The sequence below is a fragment of the Paraglaciecola hydrolytica genome (genome assembly GCF_001565895.1).
GTDB lineage: Bacteria > Pseudomonadota > Gammaproteobacteria > Enterobacterales > Alteromonadaceae > Paraglaciecola > Paraglaciecola hydrolytica.
The window spans coordinates 377,919-380,128 of the sequence record NZ_LSNE01000002.1 but is presented as its reverse complement, the minus strand read 5'-3'; the positions used below and the strand labels follow the sequence as shown (position 1 = coordinate 380,128).

The 2,210-nt window shown below is 40.0% G+C and carries 2 protein-coding genes; both read left to right on the top strand.

The window, feature by feature from the left end:
* Window positions 1-500 precede the first annotated feature (500 nt).
* Window positions 501-1,460, top strand: coding sequence for an integron integrase (locus AX660_RS02490; RefSeq protein ID WP_068371962.1), 960 nt, complete (start codon window positions 501-503; stop codon window positions 1,458-1,460).
* 286 nt (window positions 1,461-1,746) lie between these two features.
* Window positions 1,747-2,210: hypothetical protein (locus tag AX660_RS23075; RefSeq protein WP_201027389.1), on the top strand; the 464-nt coding region annotated here is incomplete at its 3' end.

Below are 2,210 nucleotides of genomic sequence, written 5' to 3'. Positions count from 1 at the left end.
AAGGGGAATGAAAAGAGTATAGCCCCTGTCAAATTCCGACTTAGTTTTTCTTTTCATATGATTTAAACTTGTAATACTGTTTTAATATACAGCACCAGAAAAACCAAGTTAAATCATTGTTTTAAAAAGAAAAATCGGACTTTAATTGCTCACATAACGCTTATTAACGAGCATTTCGCATTTGCAACTGCTCGGTTTGATTATTCTATTCGTCATTTTCAGTGCTTACCTTCTGATTTTATTACGTATTTTCTACTTCAATTCAGTCAAATCTACCGCAGAACTAAAAAACAAAAGGAGCCTGACTTTAACGAGACTTTTTTCGCTTCCTATTAAAAACCATGTGCAAAATATTTTCCATAATTAAATTAATAACTTAGCGATTTTCTGAAAAACAAAGTGAGACCAAGGAAATTTATTTAATAGGAAGCGAAATTGGCTTTTTTCAAAAACCTGCATTATACCTGTTTTTATATACAGTATATTTTGAAGGTAATATTATGTCCCGCTCACCTTCCATAGAATCGATTAGAGTCGTTTTACGAACTAAACATTACAGTCTAAAAACTGAAAAAGCCTACCTGCATTGGATTCGACGGTTTATTTATTTCAATGGCAAGCGCCACCCTAAAGATATAGGGGAATTAGAGGTTGAGCAGTTTTTAACTCATCTCGCCATCGAAGTTAAAGTATCACCAACCACACAAAACCAAGCCTTATGTGCTGTCATCTTTATGTATCGTCATGTGCTCGAAATGGATTTGACTAATATGTCTTTTCAGTTTGCTAAGACGCCTGTTCGTGTCCCTGAAGTGCTAAGCCATAAAGACGCGATTGCTGTTATCGATAAGTTGCAAGGTGTTCATAAAACAATTGGCATACTCATGTATGGCGGAGGTTTCCGTATATCTGAGGTGCTAAAGTTACGCTTAAAGGATTTTGACTTTGAACGAAGCACTATTTTTATCTTTCGGTCAAAAGGCCAAAAAGACCGTGTGACGCTGTTCCCTGAACTGGCGAAAGATGCCATTACCAAACAAATTAAAAAAGTTGAGAGCATTCACCAAAAGGATATCAATGAAGGGTACGGATTGACATCGCTCCCTTCTTCACTGCTTCGTAAATATGGCAAAGCCGCAACTAACTTGTCATGGCAATATGCTTTTCCTTCGACCACTCGATGTGTGCATCCCTACGATGGATATGTTTGCCGCCATCATTTGCATCAAACCGCATTTCGTAAAGCGTTGAGAAAAGCAGTTCAAGAGGCTGGCATTTTGAAGCGGGTTACATCACATACTTTTCGGCATAGCTTTGCAACTCGCTTACTTGAAACAGGGCATGATATTAGAGTGGTTCAGGAATTACTGGGGCATGATGACGTTAAAACCACCCAAATCTATACTCATGTTTTAGGTAAACATAAGTCAGGTGCGATAAGTCCGATGGATGTGAGATGAAATATCGAAGGTAATGATTTCTATGTTTTAAAAAAAATTTGAATAACGCTATGTGAATGTCCGCTTACTCAGTTTTTGATACGGTAGGTGAACATAAACCATATGACCGCAATTCGCTTCACAACGGCCAGCCAAGAATTCACTCCAAGTAATGAAACATAACTAAAACGACAGCAATTCAGTACTTAAACAAACTTGGCAATTCACCCCGCCCTTTGCGGCTCTCTGGGTATCTTATATGAATAAGCACAATCGTTGCTTATCGTAACCCTCAGAGGAACTTCTCATGACAACTCCAAATACAACAAAAATCAACATCCTAAAAATCTCAACCTGTGGCAAAGTATCCGCACCAGCCGAGCATACCCTGACCTACAACATAGGCTACGATACCACCGCCAAAACCCTACTTGTGCGTATCACCGACAATGACACCGGCGGCCTGTTCTCAAGTGAATGGGTAGCCCTAGATTATATTGTCACCACCATCGAAAAACGCCCCAGCCGCGACACAAGCTTCAACGCAAAGATATTCACTTCCTTATATAAATCCCAAAGTGCCAACAACGCCGGTTTCCTGTCCGCAGCCCTTAAAGCAGAAAACATACTCGTACCGTTCAAAGACTCTAAACGCTTGCATAATATTGGCGACTTTAAGGCCTTTATTGACAGCATGCAGCCACTGATAAAGGACAAGGTCAGCCTGCCCGATGTGGTGGCCGAGCGTGAAATGGCTAAGGCGAAAGTACG